The sequence below is a fragment of the Prolixibacter sp. DSM 2831 genome, from assembly GCF_056493735.1.
This window is the reverse complement of record NZ_CM151379.1, coordinates 4116391-4135265: the sequence shown is the minus strand read 5'-3', so window position 1 is coordinate 4135265 and position 18875 is coordinate 4116391. Positions and strand designations below refer to the sequence as shown.

The following is an 18875-nucleotide window of genomic DNA, read 5'->3' as shown; positions in this document are numbered from 1 at the left end:
TCATTTTTAAGCATTAAAACTTGAGGTTTACACCAAAGGTAAATGTACGTGGTTTCGGGTACTGGGTGTAATCGATTCCCAGAGAAGGTATTCCGTTTGACTGTGCATCCACGTTTACTTCCGGGTCGAAACCAGAGTAGTTGGTAAAAAGCGCCAGGTTGTTTCCGGTTACGTATACCCGTGCATTTCCTAACCAACTGATCTTTTTGGTATCGAACGTATATCCCAATGTTACATTTGAAAATCTCAGGAATGATGCGTCCTCAATGAATCGAGAAGAGTATGCATTGGAGTTGGACGGACTTTCATTTGAGTTGAACACTTCCTGGGTTACGTTGTAGCCTTTGTCGAGTGAACCTTTGGTGAAAAGTGCGTTCGCGGTATTGTTGTAGACCTTGTTTCCATGAGATCCATACCAGAACATGCTAAAGTCAAATCCTTTATATTGAATCTTAGTGGTCATGCTATAAGTGAAGTCGGGTAGCGCTGAGCCTAAGTATTCTTTTACCGGATTGCCGTCAGCATCGGTTTTATAGGTACTGATTCCGTTTGCATCGAATCCCTGGAATACCATACCGTAGAACGTTCCGATAGGTTCACCATTGGTAATAACCTGTACCAATGTACCACTCAGTCCTTGTCCGCTGGCAACTCCTGTTGTTATTCTTTGAACCGGAAGGTTTTTTACCTCATTTTTAATGTAGGAGAAATTACCTCCTAATTCAAAGGAGAAATCTTTCTTCTGAACGAGCAGGCCATTCAATGAAAGCTCAATACCATCGTTTAAAATATTCAGATTGGGTACGTTCTGCCATTGTGTACCTGTTGCTGCAGGTTTCAAAGAGTTAAGCTCCAATAAGACATTATAGGTTTTCTTATGGAAATAATCGATAGAACCCGACAGGCGGTTGTCCCAGAAGCCAAAGTCGAGACCCAGGTCAGTCTGCTCGGTCGTTTCCCATTGGATATCGGGATTCGGAGTCCTGATGAAAGTAATCCCGGGAGACAGTGCACCATTTATATACCCATTGGCGTCGGCAGTCGTACCTACGGCCATCAACGAAATTTTATCCGGAATTTCCTGGTTACCCGTGCGTCCCCAACCTAAGCGGAGCTTCAGGTTACTGATGGTTGTCGAATTACTCAGAAAATCTTCCTGTGAAATTCTCCATGCCAGAGCAGCAGAAGGGAAGAAACCATATTTTTTATTCTTACCGAATTTGGATGAACCATCATAACGTCCGGTAAAAGTTACCAGGTATTTTTGCTTGTAGTTATAGTTAATCCTTCCAAAGAACGACTGAAGTTCCCGTTCGTAGGCTGACGAGGAAACATCAGCATTGGAGAAATCACCGTAGCCCAGGTTGTTGGTATACTTGATGTCTTCTACCTGGAAGCCGTTTACATTGGTATTGTGTCGGGTGGCTTTCACATATTGGTATTCCTGACCTAACAGGAAGTTGAAGGAATGATCATCGCCGATTTTCGTCAGGTAAGTCAAATAGTTATTGACCATCCGGTTATTGGCAGTGATGTTGTTAATGTCAGCTTCACCTTTATTCGACAGGTAAGTCAGCTTTTTATTCTGGTTAACCCGACGCTCGGCATTGGTGCGGTCAAAACCAACATTAATTTTGTATTTCAAATTCTTGATGATTTCGTATTCCGCAGACATGTTGGCCAGGATGCGATCGGTTTGCGTCCGGTCGTCAACCAGGTTGAGCATCGCTACCGGGTTACGTTGGTCGATGGAATGCTGATAGTAACTTCCGTCCTGATTGTAGATCGGATAAGTGGGATTCAGTTTCAGAGAGGTGAGAATCAAGTCACCCTCAAAACCACCTGTTTCCGAAATGGGAGCACGCATATCTTCGATGTGAGAAACAGTGAGGTTTCCATCCAGTTTCAGCTTCCCGTTGAAGGCTTTTTGCGATACTTTAATGCTACCGTTTATTTTCTTCATTCCGGTACCATTAACAATACCTTCCTGATCAAGATAACCGAATGACGAACGGTAGGTAAAGTTTTCGGTACCACCCCCATAGCTAAGGTTATGACTTTGTGTAATGGCCGTCGTGAAGATTTCGTCCTGCCAGTCGGTATTTGCTCCCAAATCGAGCAGTTTACTGCCGTCAGCTTTGGTGTAGCTGCGGAATTGGCTGGCGCTTAGGATATCCATCTTTTGGCGGATTTGTGAAACTCCCATGTAGCCGTCATATGAAATGCTACCTTTTCCTTGTTTTCCTTTTTTGGTGGTGATGATGATAACACCATTGGCACCTCGTGCACCATAAATTGCGGTTGAGGACGCATCCTTCAGAATGTCGATTGATTCGATATCGTCAGGATTAAGGAAGCTGATAGGATTAAGTTTGGAACTTTGGTTGATACCGGCCGCTGTTCCACCGTCAGGAGTAATATTGGCATTGTCCAACGGCACGCCATCGACAACATACAAAGGTGTCTGACCTGAACGGATCGAGTTGGAACCACGGATACGTACCGTCATTCCGGTCCCCGGCTCACCACTGTTTTGGGTAATGTTCACACCCGAAACGCGTCCCTGCATCATTTCGACCGGAGAAGTGGCCACACTTTTATTCATATTTTCCGCGGTTAAGCGGTCGGTGGCACCTGTCAGGTCGCTTTTGCGCTGAACACCGTAACCAACAGCCACCACTTCACCCAGCTGAGTAGTTTCGGGCTTCAGGGTGATATTGAATGTAGTCAGTTCTCCAATCGGCACCACCTGGGTGGAATAGCCAATGAACGAGAACGAAAGATTTTTGGCATCCGCCGGAATATCGAGCGAGAATTTACCATCGATATCGGTTACGGTACCGGTTGTCGTACCCGGAATAACGACGGTTACTCCCGGTAGCGGTGTTCCGTCCTCATCGGTTACCGTACCTGAAATGGTTTTCTGCTGTTGACCGGAAGTGGAAACTTTCGGCATTTTCGGAGATTCTACCGGAGCTTTAACCACGATCTGGCGATCGTAGATTTTATATGTATTTCCGGTATTCCTGAAAACCTGGTCGAGAACATCCTGAACAGATTCGTTCCTTGCGCGAACGGAAACTGTCCGGTTCAAATCGACAGCATTTTCGTTGTAAATCAGAATAAAGTCACTGTTGTTTTCGATTTGATCAAATACTTGTTTAACAGTGACAGATCGCAGGTTGAAGTTAAACATCACTTCCTGTGAGTAACTTGTTGCCGCGTAGGTTGAAAAAGCGGCAAAAACGAAGACAAATAATAGCTTCATTTTAAGCAAGAGATTAGATGTACCCCCGGATGAAGGGTACAATTTCCTACAAATTTTTTTCATACATTTGGACTGTTAATGTGAAACTTATGTTACATTGATTTTCAGAAGGCTGGGAGTTGGCAGACTCCCGGCCTTCATCGTTTTTAATTTCTCGGATTTAATTCATTTACTCTCTGGTTTACGATTACCTGATTGCCCGAAATCCGGTAATCAATTGGAACAATATCTGACAAGGTTGTTAATACCTGTTTTAGAGAATCTTTCAAGTCAAGTTTGCCGGCAATTAACTCCGACGAAGGGAATGGCCGGCGATAAATAAACCGGACATTGTAATATCTTTCCAGCCGTTTGAATACGTCATCAATTCGTTGCCCGGAGAACTGATACCATCCGTTGATCCACGTGATGTACTGATCGGCATTGGGTTCCGGAACCACTTTGAAAACCTTTTCCGATTTATTGAACGAAGCTTTATGGTCAGGCTTCATCACAACTTCTTTGTTCAGCAGACCAATTCCACCGGCTTCTTTCAATTCGACCTCTCCATCCAGCAATACGGTTTCGATGTTTTTATCGGACTCATAAGCAGAGATGTTAAAGCGGGTTCCGATGTCCTTGACGATGATTCCCTGAACACTCACCTCGAACGGCTGCTTGTCGTTATGTTTTACTTCAAAATAGGCTTCTCCTGTTAAGTAAACAATGCGTTTTTTTCCTGTAAAGCGGGTAGGAAAAGCGAATTTACTCCCAGCATTCAACCACACTTTGGTCCCGTCAGTCAGTTCGATATAACTATTTTTCCCGTAAGGAATCGTAACCTCATTCAATCCCTGGCCATTGTTATGTGCGTCGAGTTGAGCCATATTGATGACACTGTCGTTATCGATTTTGATTGCGTCGTCGGTGTTGTCGACCCGAATAGAAGATTTGTTTTTGCGAAGCGCAATGTGCTGTCCGTTCGAAAGAACCAGCCGTGCATCGTCGTTGCCTTGGGCTGCCGGATTCTGTGAAAACTGATAAGGGCCTTCGTTGTTCCGTATTACCCGGTATCCGACGCCCGCAATCAGCAGAGCGAAGACAACGATGGCAGCATATTTCAGATATCCTCCGAAACGAATAAACTGCTTGCGCCGATTTATCTTCTTGTCAAATTCCTGAATCTCGTTCCAAAGTTCATGTACCGTAGCGGATTGCGAACTTGTTCCGTTTTCGTGTAAAAAGAGGATGATTTTCCGGGCAGTCTGCGCTTTCTCCTCAAATTCCGGAAACAGATTGATAAACTCACTCCACTGTTTATTCTTTTTGCCGTGTAATATCCAGGCCCTGAAGTTTTTGTTGTCAATCAGCTCCTCTGTCGTGTATTTTAGGTACTTAACTTTCAATTGCTGGTGTCTTTACAGTTATGCTTTTAAGTAGTAAAGACACGAGGGGGCAGTTTGTGGACAGAAAATTTTAGAAAAAATTAAACTAAATTAACATTGAATTGATTTTTGCAGGAAAAACAGCATAATATCGCTTGAGCTGATTACCTTCCTGAGTGCATTCAATGCTCTGAAAACCATTTTTCTAGCTGAGTCATACCTGATAGACATGATGTCGCAGATTTCCGGATAGTCAAGTTCACAGGTAAAACGGTAAAAAAGGATTTCACGTTGCCTCGGAGAGAGTTCATTTAGTCCTTTTAAAAGTAATTGTTCGTTTCGTTCCCTGTTTTCACGTTCAATTAGGTCTTCCTCGTACGAATAGACAGATGAAAATTCAGGCTCGTTTTTTTCTGTCTCTTGATGTACGTATTTCTGGTCTTTCTGGAGTATCCTGATTAGTTTGTTCTTTAGTGACTTGAGAAGATAAAACCGGATATTATCCGTATCACCCAAATTTTCTCTGTTCCGGATTAAATCGAAAAAGAGTTCCTGGATAGCGTCTTTAATCAGATCGTCATCCTTGGTAAACTTTCTACCATAACGAAAGAGCAAATCAATGTGGTGATGATAAATATGGGAAAGAGCATAGTCTTTATTCGATTTGAAATCATTCCATATTTTCTGATCATCTGTCATTGAGAGAAATACATGGTTCGTAGGGGTAAATATATGACTTTTATTAATAAAACAATAAAAAACCGTGTATTCACCGTGTGCGAAAACAGTTTGTTAGATCACTGTATTTCAGCTTTATATTGCCTTGTGGTTATATGGAGAATAGATATTAAAAGTGGATTCGCTCTAGCATTTTAATCACTTTTACAAGTATTATTCCTTGTTTCGAACATAAATAAGGTTAGATTTTCCTCGCTGGCTGGCTCTTGGCTCAATTTCAAATTTATCAATAGAGTCGATGAGCGGAGTCAGTTTGGGATATCCGAAATTTCGCGGGTCGAAGTTGGGTTGTTTTTTCAATAAGAGCGTCCCAACGTCACCCATAAATGCCCAACCGTCTTCATCTGCCGTGTCATTAATGGTTGATTCGATTAAGCGAATTACTTTTCCGGTAATTCTGTCAAACGTCTTTTTCCGTTTGGCCTTTCCTTTTGTGCCGGATGCTCCTTCGGTTTTGGAATCGGTATCCGAATCTTCCTGCAGGATTTCGATATAGATGAATTTATCGCAGGAGGCAATGAATGGATCAGGCGTTTTCTTCTCGCCTAAGCCATACACTTTCATCCCTGCCTCCCGCAGACGGGTTGCCAGCCTGGTGAAATCACTGTCGCTGGAAACAAGAAAAAAACCATCGACTTTTTTGGAATAGAGAATGTCCATGGCATCGATGATCATTGCCGAGTCGGTGGCATTTTTCCCGGTTGTATAGCTATACTGCTGAACAGGTGTAATGGCATTTTCGAGCAGAACATTCTTCCAGCTGTTGAGGTTCGGACGGGTCCAGTCGCCATAAATTCGTTTGATGGTTGCATTACCATACTTGGCAATCTCCAGCATCATCTCTTTGACCATTTTACCCGGAACGTTATCTCCGTCAATCAATATAGCCAGCTTTGTTTCTTCAGAAGAGGTCATACTAGTGGTTTTTGTTTGGATACACTAAAAAATACGGGTATGCGACTTATTCCTTCCAGGTAATTTTGTCTTCAATGGGCTCTCTTCCATTGGCTGGGAATGGTCGGTTCGCGTAGCCCAGGAATAGAAATCCCATCGACTTTTGGTTCGGTTTCAAATCGAGACAGCTACCTAATTGGCTAATAAACGGAGGCGTCGCCCAAAAAGCACTCAATCCTGCAGCGGTAGCTGATAACCAGATATTTTGCACTGCCATGGAAACGGCAGCCATTTCCTCCCATTCGGGAAGACGGTGTTCTTCATCGATATTGGCCACGATGGCAACTGCTACTGGTGCCTTCCGGAAGTGCAGTGCAAACTTGTTGACCTTATCACCAGGAATGTCAGCCCCGTCTTTTTGTGCTTCTTCCAGTTCGGTTTTCACTTCCGAAACAAATTTCTCCCTGCCTTCGCCACTGATGACAACAAACCGCCAAGGTTCTGTTTTCTTGTGATTCGGAGCCCAGTTGCCATTTTCAAGCAGCTGTTTGATGAGGTCTTTCGGAACTTCCTTGTCGTTAAAAAAACGAGTGGGGTGTGTTCTTCTTTCTTTGATTAATTGGGTAATATCTTCCAGGTTCATTTTGATTTGTTTTTAGGGTATTCTTTCCATAAAACAGTCAAATCGGCCGGAGGTTTGATTTTCCCGGATTCTGAATCGTGAATTTTTTTGTCAGTCTTTTGAGTAAGCCGATTCGGTTTTTTTCTTCTTCTCGGTAGCTTTGTAAATATACTCCATGGCAAACGAGGCCGCAATAATTCCCAGTGAAATTATCATTCCCCAGAAATTGTTTGTCAGTTGATTCTTTAACAGGAAGAGAAAAGCCACAGAGCACATCACAAAACCGGCAATCGAAATGTACCGTTTGGAGGCGGTTTCTTTGTACAGTCGGACGTTGGCCAGGTTGACAATCGCAAAAATGATGAGAAAGCCGGCACTTCCGGATGTAGAAATGCTTTCCAGGTCAAGCGTATTCGCGATAAGCAACGTAAAAGCCGAAGTAAAAAGAAGTCCCACCGGCTGGTTCCAGAAATGCTTGGTGAACTCGTGTGGCAGTTCATCGTCGATTCCCAATTCATAGTTCACACGGCTTCCGCCGAAAAGTGTTGAATTAATGGCAGTGAACGTGGAAATCATGGCTGCCAGCGTAATGATGGTAAACCCAACATGTCCCAGTTCCGGTTTGGCGGCTTCGGCCAGTACATATTCCTGGGCTTTCTGAATCTTATCAAACGAAAGGGACGCGACCGTCACAAATGAGATAAGCACATAGAGTAAAATGACGATGGAAATGGCAATAAAATAAGCTCGTGGAATATTTCTTTTGGGGTTGACAATATCTGATGAGGCATTGGCAATTAGCTCAAAACCTTCGTAAGCCACGAAAATAACCATTCCGCCGCTGAACAATTTAATCGGTCCGGTCCAGTTACTGAATTCAAACTGGGTAAGATGATTAGCATGGAAAAGGCCGTAACCGCCAATAATAATGAATAGCGTCAGAATCGTCATCTTGATGTATACGGCAACTGATTCCGCTTCGGCCACAACGCGAACACTGAGGTAATTCAATATGGTCGAGAAAATGATAATTCCCGAAATGAACAGGTGCTTGTTGAGCGTTGGGTCACTGACGACATGGAAAAGGTTTCCGGCATAACTGCCAAAAGCCGACGAATATAGCGAAAGCATTATGATGTAGCTAATCCACAGTAAGTTGTTGGTGCCTCCGCTGAAGATGGTTTTGCCAAATGCCTGGTTAATAAAGTTGACAGTTCCTCCTTTGCTCGGATATTTCAGCGAAAGCTTGGAGTAGGCATATGCCGTTAACAAAGTAATGATTCCGGCCAGCATAAAAGCAACCGGTGTTCCTCCTTTGCTTAAGGAAATGGCCAGTCCGAGAACGGCAAATATTCCGCCTCCGACCATTCCACCAATTCCCATTGAGACGGCTTCTCCGAGTTTGATATCGTCTTTGCGCATGTGTCGAGATAATTATTTCTGTTAGTAATAATACAAATCAGGTCGATGAAAGGTTCCTTATGTGGTTTGCGTTTGTGTCTGTTTTTAACTGGATGAAAAAGACAGCTAGCAATATCATTGTGAGGGCTACGCCGGCTCCCGCAATAAAAGCGGTGGAAATTCCACCCAGACCGTAGAAGAAACCGATAAAAACTGGACCGATTGTTTGTCCCAAACGTAATACCATACTATTGATTGACATAAAAGCGGCTCGCTCCTTCATCGGAGCAAAACCCACCAGGAGATTCTGAATTCCCGGAATCGCCATGCCGTGTCCCAGTCCGAAGGTGATGAGCGGAATGAAAAGCACGACCCATGAAGAAGCGAATGACATAACGACCATCGTAATCAGGTAAAAGCTGAAGCTGAAAATCAGCTGAGTTCGTGGCTTCAACCATCGGTTGATATTCTTTAGTTGCGAGGAGGTAATGGCGGTAACAACTGAGAAACCGGACATCATGAGTCCTATTTGCAGGGAGTTGGCGTGTAGCCGGTTTTCAAGCAATAGCGGGAAATAGGAGAGATAAGCACCATAAAGGATGACAAAGATGAAGATGTTTATCACGAATAATCCCCAAACATCGCGTTGATTAATATTATTCCACGCTCGTTTTAGGTAAGTCTTTAGGTCGGGTTGTTCGTCCGGTTCCGGGTTATTCAGACGGGTTAACGCCCAAATGGCAACCGGGACTGCGAGAATTGGCAAAATGAAAGGATATTGCCATCCGTACATGGCAAGCATACCACCAACAGCCGGATAGGACGCGGTTCCGATACTGAGTACGCTGGCATTGTATCCCATGGCAGCCGCCCGGCGTTGTCCAGAGAAGAGGTCGCCGATTAGGGTAATGTTCAGACTTCCCAGAGAGGCTGCTCCGATTCCCTGCAGGAGGCGGAAGACCAACAGTATGTGAAACGAGCGGGTGAACATGCAGGCCAGACCTGCCGCTCCGAAGAGGAGAAGGGAAGGAATCAGGATGTTTTTGCGTCCCAGTCGGTCGCCCAAAATCCCGGCGACAGGGGTGAGCAGTACTCCGGGTAAGGTAAAAGCCGTGATGAGGTATCCAACTTCAACGGGGGTGATTTTAAAGTAGTGCATCACGTCGGGAAAGGCCGGCGTAATACTGGCTACGCCCATTACAGCAATCAGCGTAATTGAAAAAATAATATGGAGGTTGGGGTTTTTTAGCAAAGGGACTTGCTGAGGTTCTTTTACCATTCTTTATGCTTTACGATTCAGGTTTCCTAAGTTAGGGAAATCTGAAAAACGAACAAGCCCCGCAGATTCGGAAAAGAAAACGGAATGTAAGAACGCAAAAAGGGGAGTCGAATAAACAACTCCCCCTCGTCTTATAACTAACCTATGGCTGTTAGTTGTAAGCTGATTCTCCGTGTTCGTAAACATCCAGACCTTCCTCTTCGATCCGGCGCGAAACACGCAGGCCAATAGTTGATTTCAAAACCTTGAACAGGATATAGCCGGTACCTAAAGTCCAGGCCATGACTGCCAGTACACCGATTGCCTGGATACCCAGAAGTTTCGCTCCACCGCCATAGAACAAACCTCCATCGGTAGAGAACAGACCAACCATCAAGGTTCCGGCGGCTCCACCCAATCCGTGAACCGATACTGCACCCACCGGGTCGTCTATACGCAGCTTCTGGTCGATAAATTCAACACCGAATACCAGGATGATTCCGGCAACAGCGCCAATAATGATCGCGCCACCGGGAGTAACCGTGTCACATCCAGCTGTAATGGCCACTAATCCTGCTAAAGCACCGTTCAGTGTCAGTGACAGCGACGGGAATTTATAGCGTCCCCACGATACAAACATGGAGGTTAAAGCCCCCGCAGCTGCTGCCAGGTTAGTTGTAATAAATATTAATGAGATGGCATGAGAATTATCTGCTCCGGCAGCTGCCAGCTGTGAGCCAGGGTTAAAACCAAACCATCCAAACCACAGAATAAATACGCCAAGAGCGCCAAAGGTGAGGTTATGGCCCGGAATGGCCTTTGACTTGCCGTTGTATTTCCCGATACGGGGTCCTACCATAATGGCACCTACCAGACCTAACCAGGCACCTACAGAGTGAACTACGGTCGAGCCGGCAAAATCATGAAAGCCAAGTTCCGAAAGCCAACCTCCGCCCCAGACCCAATGGCCTGAAACTGGATAAATAAAAAGGGTTATAACGACACTGAAAATTAGGTACGAACTAAATTTAGTCCGTTCAGCAACGGCACCGGAAACAATTGTTGCCGCAGTTGCCGCAAATACGGTTTGGAAAAACAGGATGGCTAAATCCGGAATGTCATTCCCGTAACTTGCGGTAAAGAAGAGATTCGGTTTACCTATAAAACTACCGATGTCGCTGCCAAACATCAGACTAAATCCAACCAGCCAAAAAGCTAATGAACCGACACTGAAATCCATCAGGTTTTTCATCAGGATATTGGCTGTATTTTTTGCCCGGGTAAAACCGGCTTCCACCATTGCAAAGCCAGGCTGCATGAACATCACCAAAACGGCTGCTACAAGTACCCAGACGGTATCGAGTGAGGTTGCGTTGGAACTAACCGCCGACGCAATATCTGTTAATTTCGAAGTATCTTGCATAATTTAATATTTTGAATGTTTTGATTTACTCCTCCAAACCTTTAATAAACAAGGCTTCATCACCAGACTCACCGGTCCTGATACGGTAGGACTGCTGAATATCAACAACGAAGATTTTTCCGTCACCAATTTCACCGGTCCGGGCCGTGTCCAGAATGGCTTTTATCGTTTTGTCCAGATTTTTGTCACGCACAATGATGGAGAGTTTAGTACGCTCAATGGAACTCGTGTCGTATACCACTCCACGATAGACTCTTTCCTGGCGGGCTTGTCCGATACCCCGGACATCCCAGTACGAGAAGAAATCAATCCCTACTTCTTTGAGGGCTTCTGTTACCTCATCGAATTTTGTTTTTCGGATAATCGCTTCAATTTTTTTCATGTGTATGTGATTTTTTTCTTGATGATGGACTAGAGAGAAATACCTACGACAAAGAATATTTGATCTTTATCGGGGTTGACAATGACACTACCGGTAACAGGCAGCGAGAACTTGTCGGTAATCGGAATTTCTTTTGATGTAGAAAGGCCAATGTTGACTACATTGAAGTTGGTGTCGGTGGTGTAGCTTTCATTTCCGGCTCCTACAAACAGATCTACCTTTTTGAAAGAATAACCAGCTTCGAAGTACAGGTCGTTGTTTTGATTCAGGTAGTAATATCCCGAAAGGGAGAAATTACCTAAGGCTTGCGACGCACCAATTTCGTAAGTGTGGTATGTGTTGCTGAAGTCAAAATAGTTACCACTGCTTCCGGGTTCAACCGGGAAATAGTAGTTGGTAAATGTGAAGCTCAATCCGGAATCGAAAGCATAACTCATGTAGAGGTCTGCTTCGGTGCCGCCTGTGTTGGCACTCAGTGAGTAGCTTCCCCATGCGCCGATAGCAAAACCACCAACCGAGTATTCAATGGTGGGCTGAACAACAGGTGAGTTGCCAAAGTCAGTTCCCCTCCATACATAACGGTTATAGAGGTCTGCTCCAACATTCCAGGAGCCTTTTGAATCCTGAGCCATGGTTACAGTTGCAGAAAGCAACAGTAAGGATGAGAAGAATACAGTAACAAGTTTTTTCATTTTGAGCAATTTTTAGGGTTAAACATGCATTTTAAGTTTTCTTCCTGAGTTGTCTTTATTTTTCGTGTTAGTGCTAATTTTATAGGGTATAAATTATAAAAATAATAAAAAATTAGGTTCAACCCCTTTTATGAATGGGGTAACGACTTCAAAAGTATATTTATTTTTCATTTGCACCTCGTAAAAATAGGGGGTAGTGTCATTAATTAACAAAAATTTAAAAGATAATTCCAAATTGGTAGGTAAAATGGGATATTAATGACAAAATGATTGTAAAATAAATTCTGTTTGGGGTAGATGTTAAGTTATTGGTTGTTTGAATAGAATGAAGTCGGATTTGAGAAGAGTGCAATTTTTGAAAAAGTAGGCTGGTTTTAGAGGGGGGCGATGAAATTTTATAGATGATGACAAAATCGGGTAGGAATAATTAAGGGATTATCAAATTTTCCGTGTTTGCAGCTCAATATGCAGTCATGAATAGTCCTTTGTGCAAACTTCAATTAACTTTGTTTGGCAAATCCTAATAATAAATATCATGAAACTTTGGGACAAGGGATATAAAGTAGATTCACTAATCGAAAGATTCACAGTCGGTAAAGATGTGGAGATGGATTATTCGCTTGCTGAATTTGATGTGCTAGGTTCGTTGGCACATATTCATATGCTCGAGTCTATTCATCTGCTTGAGAAAGATGAGCTCACGGTTTTGACCAATGAACTACGTAATATATATAAGGAGATCAAAAACGGTGATTTCGTTATTGAAGATGGCGTCGAAGATGTGCATTCCCAGGTTGAGATGCTGTTGATTCAGCGGCTGGGGGATGTTGGGAAGAAAATCCATAGCGGTCGCTCCAGGAATGACCAGGTTCTGGTCGACTTGAAGCTCTTTACTCGTAATGAATTAAAAGTATTAGTAGAGAAGGTTGAGTCGTTGTATCGCACGCTTGTTGCCCAAAGTGAAAAATATAAAGAAGTGCTGATGCCCGGATATACGCACTTTCAGGTAGCAATGCCTTCGTCGTTTGGTTTGTGGTTTGGTGCTTACGCGGAGAGTTTGATTGACGATTTGTTGCTGGTTCAGGCTGCATACCGGGTAGCCGACCAGAATCCGCTGGGCTCGGCTGCTGGCTATGGTTCGTCATTCCCTCTGAACCGGCAAATGACAACTGATCTTTTGGGATTCGATACCATGAATTACAATGTGGTATACGCGCAGATGGGAAGAGGAAAGACGGAAAAGGTCGTAGCCTTTGCATTGTCGTCGGTGGCGGCTACGTTGGCAAGGCTGGCCATGGACGTGTGTTTGTATATGAGTCAGAATTTCAACTTTGTGTCATTGCCCAAAGAGTTGACCACGGGTTCCAGTATCATGCCACACAAGAAGAATCCGGACGTTTTCGAGCTGTTGCGTTCGCACTGCAATAAAATGCAGGCGCTGCCCAATCAAATTACCTTAATGATTAATAACCTGCCCAGTGGTTATTTTAGGGATTTGCAGCTGGTGAAGGAGGTTTTCATTCCGGCTTTTGCCGAGTTGAATGACTGTTTGGACATTGCCGATTTTGCAATTGCCAACCTGGAGGTGAACCAGTCCATTTTGGATGATGAACGTTATAAATATATGTATAGCGTGGAAGAGGTAAACCGCCGGGTGCTTTCCGGAGTACCCTTTCGTGATGCCTACCGGGAAGTGGGAGAGGAAATAAACAGAGGTGAATTTCAGCCCGATATGGCGGTAAACCATACACATGAAGGGAGTATTGGGAATTTGTGTCTGAATGAAATTGATCAAAAAATGGAAGAAGTACTGAAGGGCTTTTCTTTTGAGAGAGTCGAATTAGCCTTTCAGAAGCTGTTGGGGCAGTAATGATGATTGGTTTGAACAAATTGCTCTTAAAAAAGCCTTTTCGATAACGGAAAGGCTTTTTTTCTGCACTTAATCCTTCATATTATAATAATATTAGGTGTTTCTATTAACGAAAACTTAATACGTTCGATTATGCGCTTATAAATCACCCTGTTGCATATTTGTGGTAGCGCTAACAACCCCCAATTCAGTGTATTCCGTACCCCCGGGTATCGTCTTAATTATTGGAATTATAAGATTTAAAAGCTATTTTTGCTTTCAGTCTAAAAAAATAGACTGTTTTTTGCTTACAGTTTTCCACCTGGTAGCTTTTTTTTGTGAAAGATTTACGGAAGTATTAGTTGTCACTTCCTGACTTTCCTGAGTTTAGTCTATTAAATTTTTCAGATATGGTGCAGAAAAGATTTCCACAACCGCAGGGGATGTATGACCCTGCAAACGAGCACGATGCCTGTGGTATTGGGTTTGTTGCGCACATCAAGGGGCAGCAGTCGCATGATATAGTAGAGCGAGGACTGACTGTCTTGCGGAACATGGACCACCGGGGTGCGACCAGCGCCGACAATCAAACCGGTGACGGAGCAGGCATATTGCTACAGATTCCGCACGACTTTTTCATCTCACAGAAAATAGATTTGCCTTCAGCAGGTCATTACGGAACAGGCCTGGTTTTTCTTCCGGTAGACGAAGAAGAGGCCGCCGTGTGTCAGGAGGTAATGAATCGTTATATCGAACTGGAAGGATTGCGTTTAATTGCATGGAGAGATGTTCCGGTTGACAGCTCTGTCGTAGGTGAGATTGCACGACGGACCGAACCCAGCGTGAAACAGGTTTTCGTTACAGCTCACATGGAGCAGGATGCGCTGGAGCGGAAAATGTATCTGGTTCGAAAGCAGGCTGAGAGAGAGATTCGCGAATCTCATCTGAATGAGAAAGAATCGTTTTACCTGCCCAGTTTCTCAACGAAGGTAATTATCTATAAAGGTATGCTTACGCCGGATCAGTTGCGTAGCTACTATAAAGATTTAACTCATCCGGAGATGAAGAGTGCGATTGCACTGGTTCATTCCCGTTTTAGTACCAATACTTTTCCAACCTGGGATCTGGCGCAGCCGTTTCGCATGGTGGCACACAACGGTGAAATTAATACGGTTAAAGGAAACCGCCTGTGGATGCATGCCCGCGAAGCGCTGCTTCAGTCCGATTTATTCGGCGACGAGCTCGAAAAACTCTTCCCGGTGGTCGAACCCGGAAAGTCAGACTCGTCTTCGTTTGACAACGTACTCGAGTTCCTGCACATGACAGGCCGCGACATGCCGCACTCATTGTGTATGATGATTCCCGAGTCGTTCAATGAAAAGAACCCGATTCCGGAAAGCCTGAAAGCATTTTACGAATACAACTCCACCTTGATGGAGCCATGGGACGGACCTGCATCGATGGTTTTCTCCGATGGCCGTTATATCGGTGGAACACTCGATAGGAATGGTTTGCGTCCGTCACGTTACGTGATTACCAACAACGATTTGATTGTGATGGGTTCGGAAGTTGGAGTGCAAACTTTTCCGGCAGATGAGATTAAAGAAAAAGGGCGTTTGCGTCCGGGAAAACTGTTGCTGGTCGATACGAAATTAGGTATTCTGATTCCCGATAAGGAAGTAAAGGCACAGCTTTCGCGCAGAAATCCGTATATCAACTGGCTGAAAGAAAATCGCCTGTTAATGGAAGACATTGTTGTCAAGCAGCGTGTTTCTTCGAACATGGGAGAGGACTTCCCGGCGTATGCGAAAGTATTTGGTTACTCGAAAGAAGACATCAACATGTTGTTGAAGCCGATGGCTGAAACCGGTGCCGAGCCCACCAGTTCCATGGGTAACGACACACCGATTGCGGTTTTCTCTGAAAAACCAAAGCGGTTCTTCAGTTACTTCCGTCAGATGTTTGCCCAGGTAACGAATCCGGCGATCGACCCCATCAGGGAAGGACTGGTGATGTCACTCACCAACTACATCGGTTCCCTTTCGGGGAATATGTTGGAAGAGAGCCCGGAGCACTGCAAGTTGATCAAATTCGACAGTCCGATTATCACCAACACCGATTTGGGAAAAATCAAGGATTTGAAGCACGAGGCATTCAATCATGCCACCATTCCCATGCTTTTCCCTGTGAAAGATGGTGTGGAAGGATTTAAGAAATCGTTCAATAATATGTTGGCTCAGGCCGAAAAGGCCGTTGACGACAAAAAGAACTTAATCATATTAACCGACCGCGGTATTTCTGCAGAACAGGCTCCGATTCCTTCGTTGCTTTGTGTTTCCGCAGTTCATCACCATCTCATCCAGAAGAAAAAGCGGATGCAGATTGGTATCATCGTCGAGTCAGCCGAACCACGCGAAGTAATGCACTTTGCGCTGCTACTGGGATTTGGTGCCAGCGTTGTGAATCCGTATCTGGCTTTTGCTGCTTTGAATAAGCAGGTTCGCGAAGGCGAGATCTCAATGGAATATAAGGATGCCCGGAAGAACTACATCAAAGCCATTGATAAAGGCCTGCTGAAGATTCTGTCGAAAATGGGTATTTCCACGTTACGTTCGTACCACGGCGCCCAGATTTTTGAAGCCATCGGCGTAAGCCAGGAACTGATTGAGAAATATTTCAAAGGAACAGCGTCGCGTATTAGCGGTATCGGTCTCGAAGAGATTTACCGTGAAACGATGATGTTCCATGCTCAGGCATTTGCTCCCAACGGTCAACATAAGTTTATGCTGAAGAATACCGGTGAATATCATTACCGGCAAGATGGTGAGCATCACGCCTGGAACCCCGAAACCATCGGGTTGTTGCAATGGGCAACCAAAACCAACGATTACGATGTGTACAAGAAGTTCAGCCAGCTGGTTGACAAGGAAAATCAGAAGCCGGCTTTCATTCGCGGTGCTTTGCAGTGGAAGAAGAATCCGATTCCGGTAGATGAGGTAGAGTCGGAAGAAAATATCATGAAGCGTTTCGTGACCGGAGCCATGTCGTACGGTTCCATTTCGAAAGAAGCACACGAAGCGTTAGCGATTGCTATGAACGCCATTGGCGGACGAAGCAATACCGGTGAAGGAGGAGAAGATCCGGACCGGTTCGGTACTGACAGAAACTCCAAAATCAAGCAAATCGCATCGGGTCGTTTTGGCGTGACCAACAACTACCTGATGAATGCTCAGGAGATACAGATTAAAATTGCTCAGGGTGCAAAACCCGGAGAAGGTGGACAGCTTCCGGGATATAAGGTGAACAAGATCATCGCAAAAACCCGTAAATCAACACCGGGGATTACGCTGATTTCGCCACCTCCGCACCACGATATTTATTCGATTGAGGACCTGGCACAGCTGATTTACGACCTGAAAAATGTAAATCCCGCCGCTAAAGTTTCCGTGAAGCTGGTTTCTGAAACCGGTGTAGGAACGGTAGCTGCTGGTGTAGCCAAGGGATTCTCTGATATCATTATTATTAGTGGAACCGAAGGAGGAACAGGAGCTTCTCCGGCCAGTTCCATCAAGCATGCCGGACTGCCGGCTGAACTCGGAATCTCGGAAGCACAGCAAACGTTGGTTATGAATAACCTGCGTGGTCGCGTGAAGCTGCAGACCGACGGGCAGCTGAAAAATGGTCGTGATGTTGTCATCATGGGACTGTTGGGAGCCGAGGAATTTGGTATCGCTACCGCGTCACTGATTGTGATGGGATGTGTGATGATGCGTAAGTGTCACCTGAATACCTGTCCGGCAGGAATTGCAACTCAGAATAAGAAATTACGGAAGCGTTTCATTGGACGCTCAGAATACGTTATCAACTATTTCCAATTCATTGCCCGGGAAATCCGGGAATACATGGCTGAGATTGGTGTCCGCACCTTCGATGAACTCGTTGGACGTGCCGATCTGCTGGAGCCGAATCCCGATGTGATGAACTGGAAGATGAAGACGGTTGACTTCTCGAAATTGCTGTATGTACCGAAGGAAGCAGCCCAGTATCCGCTTCACAACGTTCAGCCCAACACCAAGAATCTGGACGATGTGATTGACCGGACCCTCATCCGTGAGGCTAATAAAGCCATTAAGAGCGGAGAAAAAGTTTGGATTGCGCATGATATCAACAATGTGATGCGGACTGTCGGAGCCATGCTTTCGGGTGAAGTTTCCAAGCGATACGGGGAAGAAGGTCTTCCGGAAGATACTATCAACTGTACCTTTAGAGGTTCGGCCGGCCAGAGTTTCGGTGCATTCCTGACCAAAGGCAGCACTTTCCGCCTGGAAGGCGATTCAAACGACTACCTTGGTAAAGGACTTTCCGGAGGGAAAATAACGGTTGTTCCGCCGCAGGGAGCGAATTTCGTCCCGGAAGAAAACATCATTGTGGGTAACACAACGTTATATGGTGCAACCAGTGGCGAAGTGTATATCCGGGGAGTTGCCGGTGAGCGTTTCTGCGTTCGGAACTCTGGTGCGATAGCTGTAGTGGAAGGAACCGGAGATCACTGCTGCGAGTACATGACCGGTGGACGGACCGTCGTTCTCGGTACAACCGGGCGGAACTTTGCAGCGGGTATGAGTGGTGGAATCGCTTACGTGCTTGATGAGAAGGGCGACTTCGATTACTACTGTAACAAAGGGTTGGTTGAACTGACACCTGTTGAGGACAGATCCGATATTCAGGAACTGCAGGAGATGATTAGTAACCACTTGCTGCATACACAGAGTTCCCTGGCCCAGCGAATTCTGACTAACTGGGATGAGTACCTTCCCAAATTTGTTAAGGTGATCCCATTCGAATACAAGAAAGTGCTTGAAGAGCTTAAATTGAAGGAATTGAAGAAGAAACTTCAGTTAACGGAAGATGATCCGGCCCGACACGAATAAGCCGGAAGAGAAGAGAGAAAGGTAATTCAGCACGTTTAATAAAAAAAATCTTC

Annotated in this window: 12 protein-coding genes; 2 read left to right on the top strand and 10 right to left on the bottom strand. The window is 44.9% G+C overall.

Annotated features, from left to right (window positions below):
- Positions 1–13: 13 nt before the first annotated feature.
- The 10 genes from AC060N_RS17065 to AC060N_RS17020 all read right to left on the bottom strand — a co-directional run bounded on the left by AC060N_RS17065 (position 14) and on the right by AC060N_RS17020 (position 12042).
- Entirely contained in the window at positions 14–3268 is a 3255-nt protein-coding gene (locus tag AC060N_RS17065; protein WP_479524828.1) for a TonB-dependent receptor, read from the bottom strand.
- Between the two features lie 146 nt (positions 3269–3414).
- A complete protein-coding gene (locus tag AC060N_RS17060) occupies positions 3415–4653 on the bottom strand; it encodes a FecR family protein (protein WP_479524827.1) in 1239 nt (412 codons plus the stop codon).
- Positions 4654–4743: 90 nt separating this feature from the next.
- Positions 4744–5331, bottom strand: a complete 588-nt coding sequence (locus AC060N_RS17055) for an RNA polymerase sigma factor (protein WP_479524826.1) — start codon at positions 5329–5331, stop codon at positions 4744–4746.
- A gap of 192 nt (positions 5332–5523) precedes the next feature.
- Positions 5524–6285, bottom strand: coding sequence for an NYN domain-containing protein (locus AC060N_RS17050; protein ID WP_106540297.1), 762 nt, complete (start codon positions 6283–6285; stop codon positions 5524–5526).
- Positions 6286–6331: 46 nt separating this feature from the next.
- Complete coding sequence (locus AC060N_RS17045; RefSeq protein ID WP_479524825.1) at positions 6332–6907, bottom strand: nitroreductase family protein; 576 nt, start codon at positions 6905–6907, stop codon at positions 6332–6334.
- Between the two features lie 90 nt (positions 6908–6997).
- Positions 6998–8308, bottom strand: a complete 1311-nt coding sequence (locus AC060N_RS17040) for an APC family permease (RefSeq protein ID WP_479524824.1) — start codon at positions 8306–8308, stop codon at positions 6998–7000.
- Between the two features lie 37 nt (positions 8309–8345).
- Entirely contained in the window at positions 8346–9566 is a 1221-nt protein-coding gene (locus AC060N_RS17035; RefSeq protein WP_479524823.1) for an MFS transporter, read from the bottom strand.
- Between the two features lie 151 nt (positions 9567–9717).
- Positions 9718–10968, bottom strand: coding sequence for an ammonium transporter (locus AC060N_RS17030; RefSeq protein ID WP_479524822.1), 1251 nt, complete (start codon positions 10966–10968; stop codon positions 9718–9720).
- Positions 10969–10993: 25 nt separating this feature from the next.
- On the bottom strand, positions 10994–11350 hold the full coding sequence (locus AC060N_RS17025; protein WP_463228181.1) for a P-II family nitrogen regulator: 357 nt from the start codon (positions 11348–11350) through the stop codon (positions 10994–10996).
- Between the two features lie 29 nt (positions 11351–11379).
- Complete coding sequence (locus AC060N_RS17020; RefSeq protein ID WP_106540291.1) at positions 11380–12042, bottom strand: TorF family putative porin; 663 nt, start codon at positions 12040–12042, stop codon at positions 11380–11382.
- 535 nt (positions 12043–12577) lie between these two features.
- Here AC060N_RS17020 and argH point away from each other — a divergent pair.
- Both argH and gltB read left to right on the top strand, forming a co-directional pair.
- Positions 12578–13912: an argininosuccinate lyase gene (argH, locus tag AC060N_RS17015; RefSeq protein WP_479524821.1), complete on the top strand. Its 1335-nt coding sequence runs from the start codon at positions 12578–12580 to the stop codon at positions 13910–13912.
- A gap of 389 nt (positions 13913–14301) precedes the next feature.
- A complete protein-coding gene (gene gltB, locus AC060N_RS17010; RefSeq protein ID WP_479524820.1) occupies positions 14302–18822 on the top strand; it encodes a glutamate synthase large subunit in 4521 nt (1506 codons plus the stop codon).
- The last annotated feature ends 53 nt before the right edge of the window (positions 18823–18875 follow it).

Bases quoted from the DNA above. Each gene is read 5' to 3' on its own strand.
- argH (WP_479524821.1), top strand. From the start codon at position 12,578: ATGAAACTTTGGGACAAGGGATATAAAGTAGATTCACTAATCGAAAGA.
- AC060N_RS17065 (WP_479524828.1), bottom strand. From the start codon at position 3,268: ATGAAGCTATTATTTGTCTTCGTTTTTGCCGCTTTTTCAACCTACGCG.
- AC060N_RS17055 (WP_479524826.1), bottom strand. From the start codon at position 5,331: ATGACAGATGATCAGAAAATATGGAATGATTTCAAATCGAATAAAGAC.
- AC060N_RS17030 (WP_479524822.1), bottom strand. From the start codon at position 10,968: ATGCAAGATACTTCGAAATTAACAGATATTGCGTCGGCGGTTAGTTCC.
- AC060N_RS17045 (WP_479524825.1), bottom strand. From the start codon at position 6,907: ATGAACCTGGAAGATATTACCCAATTAATCAAAGAAAGAAGAACACAC.
- AC060N_RS17035 (WP_479524823.1), bottom strand. From the start codon at position 9,566: ATGGTAAAAGAACCTCAGCAAGTCCCTTTGCTAAAAAACCCCAACCTC.
- AC060N_RS17040 (WP_479524824.1), bottom strand. From the start codon at position 8,308: ATGCGCAAAGACGATATCAAACTCGGAGAAGCCGTCTCAATGGGAATT.
- gltB (WP_479524820.1), top strand. From the start codon at position 14,302: ATGGTGCAGAAAAGATTTCCACAACCGCAGGGGATGTATGACCCTGCA.
- AC060N_RS17025 (WP_463228181.1), bottom strand. From the start codon at position 11,350: ATGAAAAAAATTGAAGCGATTATCCGAAAAACAAAATTCGATGAGGTA.
- AC060N_RS17050 (WP_106540297.1), bottom strand. From the start codon at position 6,285: ATGACCTCTTCTGAAGAAACAAAGCTGGCTATATTGATTGACGGAGAT.
- AC060N_RS17020 (WP_106540291.1), bottom strand. From the start codon at position 12,042: ATGAAAAAACTTGTTACTGTATTCTTCTCATCCTTACTGTTGCTTTCT.